Source organism: Caballeronia calidae (assembly GCF_900044055.2).
Lineage (GTDB): Bacteria > Pseudomonadota > Gammaproteobacteria > Burkholderiales > Burkholderiaceae > Caballeronia > Caballeronia calidae.
The window spans coordinates 1-1,784 of the sequence record NZ_FCOX02000247.1 but is presented as its reverse complement, the minus strand read 5'-3'; the positions used below and the strand labels follow the sequence as shown (position 1 = coordinate 1,784).

The window sequence follows — 1,784 nt, the reverse complement described above, 5'->3', positions numbered from 1 at the left end:
AAATCCCTTACCGCCACTCGTCTTCGCAAAGGAGCGCAGGCCGAGCTCATCCAGGATGACCTTGACGAGTGATGCGGCTTCCAGCATCGCCGGCCAGGGCAAGGCGGGATCGGGGTCGAGGTCAAAGATGACGCGATCGGGGTGTTCCAGATCGGGCGCCACGCCATTCCAGAAGTGGATCTCGACGACGCTCATTTGAGCGAGTCCGATCAGTGCGTCTGCTGTATTGGCGACCAGCAGCGGCTTGTGTCCGGGATACACGCTTACGGGCAACTCTTCCACGCCAGGAATGCGCGCTCGCTCCGAGTGCTTCTGAAAAAACAATTCGCATGGCAATTCCGTCAGGCGCGCGTACGAGCGCAAGCGGTCGGGCATTCAGATAGGGCAGCGCCCACTCCGCGATCGCGTCGTAGTACCGCACGATGTCGAGCTTGGTGCGGCCTGTCACGGGGCGGCGTAATAGAGCCGGGGTTGGGCGGCGTAATGGAGCCAGCGGAAGCAGGGGTAAATCGCGGATTCGAACGGGCTCAAGAATGCGGTTTTTTGGCCAGTTTTGCAACCGCGATTTCACGGTTTTCGGGGATCGTTCTGCCTGATGCCCGCAGTGGTGCAGAACATCAGGCGGCGGGACTTGCGGTGGGTCAGGATGAGGGCACAGTTTCCCGTTGTTCGGAGCCCTGATGACCATCATCGTTACGCAGTAACAGTCGGTCATTGAAGTATTCTCGCCAATCTGGCGAATCAGGATCGATTGTCGCGAGGATGCGGTCGTCTTCCGCGCGGATCAGCTGGGCGATCATTGCGCGCTGTGTTACTGCGTAACGGCGGGCCAGTCGATCCAGGGCCAGCCATGTGCTGGTGTCGAGCCATGTGGTCACGCGGCGTTCGCCGTTGCCGTCAGGCCCGGCATAAGCGCGCCGCGCGCGATATGCGGCTTGTCTTTGTGCAGTTGTTTTTGCCATCTTTCTGTCCTGTCTTGTTGTTCGTTACGCGGTAACGATTCGTGGCACCGTTACCGCGCAACGCCGCGCGCGCCTGCCGCTGTGCCATTGGGAAACGGTTTTGGCTTGCGGAAGCTCTCGCCTTCGATCACGACGCGATAGGCGCCGTGGCGTAGCCGGTCCAGCGTCGCGGCGCCCAGAATGCGGTTGTCGGGGAACGCATCGCCCCATTCATCCAGGTCGAGGTTTGATGTGAGAATCGAGGCCGCGCGCTCGTACCGGGCGGCGATCAGGTCGTGGAAGTCTTCGTCGTGCGGCCGCTGCAGCGGCTTGACGGCGAAGTCGTCGATGATGAGCAGCGGCACGCGCGCGAATTGCTGGAACTTGCGCTCGTACAGGCCCGTGGCGCGCGCCGCGTGCAGCTTCTTGAGTAGATCGGTCTGCGAGATGAACAGGACGTCGTGCCCCTGTCGGGCAGCACAGTGGCCCAGCGCCTGTGCCAGATGACTCTTGCCGACGCCTGTTCCGCCGACCAGTAAAATGCAGCCAGAGCTGGTAATCGCGCAAGAGCGGCGCCGATTCCTGCTGGCGCACCCGCCTTCGCTCTGACGGATCGGCATCGTGCAACCTGCGCTCGATGTCGTAGAGCTTGCGGATCCACGCGAGCGCCTGCGCCGCCACGCTCTCGCGAGCTGTCTGCGGCGATTCCTTGCGAAGCTGCCGGTAAATCTTGTAGAACATTCGGCGAGCATGGACATGGCAGGCGACGTGCTGAATCTTGCCGCCGCGAAATAGTGCCGCCCAGCCTGAGTAATCGTCGGCCTGCAGGTAGCCTTCGTAGTG

General features: G+C 61.9%; 2 protein-coding genes and 3 pseudogenes. All 5 read right to left on the bottom strand.

Annotated elements, in window-relative coordinates; genetic code table 11:
- The coding region (ligD, locus tag AWB78_RS42385; RefSeq protein ID WP_445344276.1) for a non-homologous end-joining DNA ligase LigD at nucleotides 1-375 on the bottom strand (375 nt) is incomplete at its 3' end.
- 7 nt (nucleotides 376-382) lie between these two features.
- Nucleotides 383-688 (bottom strand): annotated as a pseudogene (locus AWB78_RS49665) (hypothetical protein); the annotation flags it as partial.
- A complete protein-coding gene (locus tag AWB78_RS45675; RefSeq protein ID WP_232478141.1) occupies nucleotides 642-962 on the bottom strand; it encodes a hypothetical protein in 321 nt (106 codons plus the stop codon). The gene AWB78_RS45675 and the pseudogene AWB78_RS49665, both read right to left, overlap by 47 nt.
- A gap of 50 nt (nucleotides 963-1,012) precedes the next feature.
- A pseudogene (locus AWB78_RS42380) lies at nucleotides 1,013-1,483 on the bottom strand (ATP-binding protein); the annotation flags it as partial.
- A gap of 52 nt (nucleotides 1,484-1,535) precedes the next feature.
- Nucleotides 1,536-1,769 (bottom strand): annotated as a pseudogene (locus AWB78_RS44980) (IS66 family transposase); the annotation flags it as partial.
- Nucleotides 1,770-1,784 lie beyond the last annotated feature (15 nt).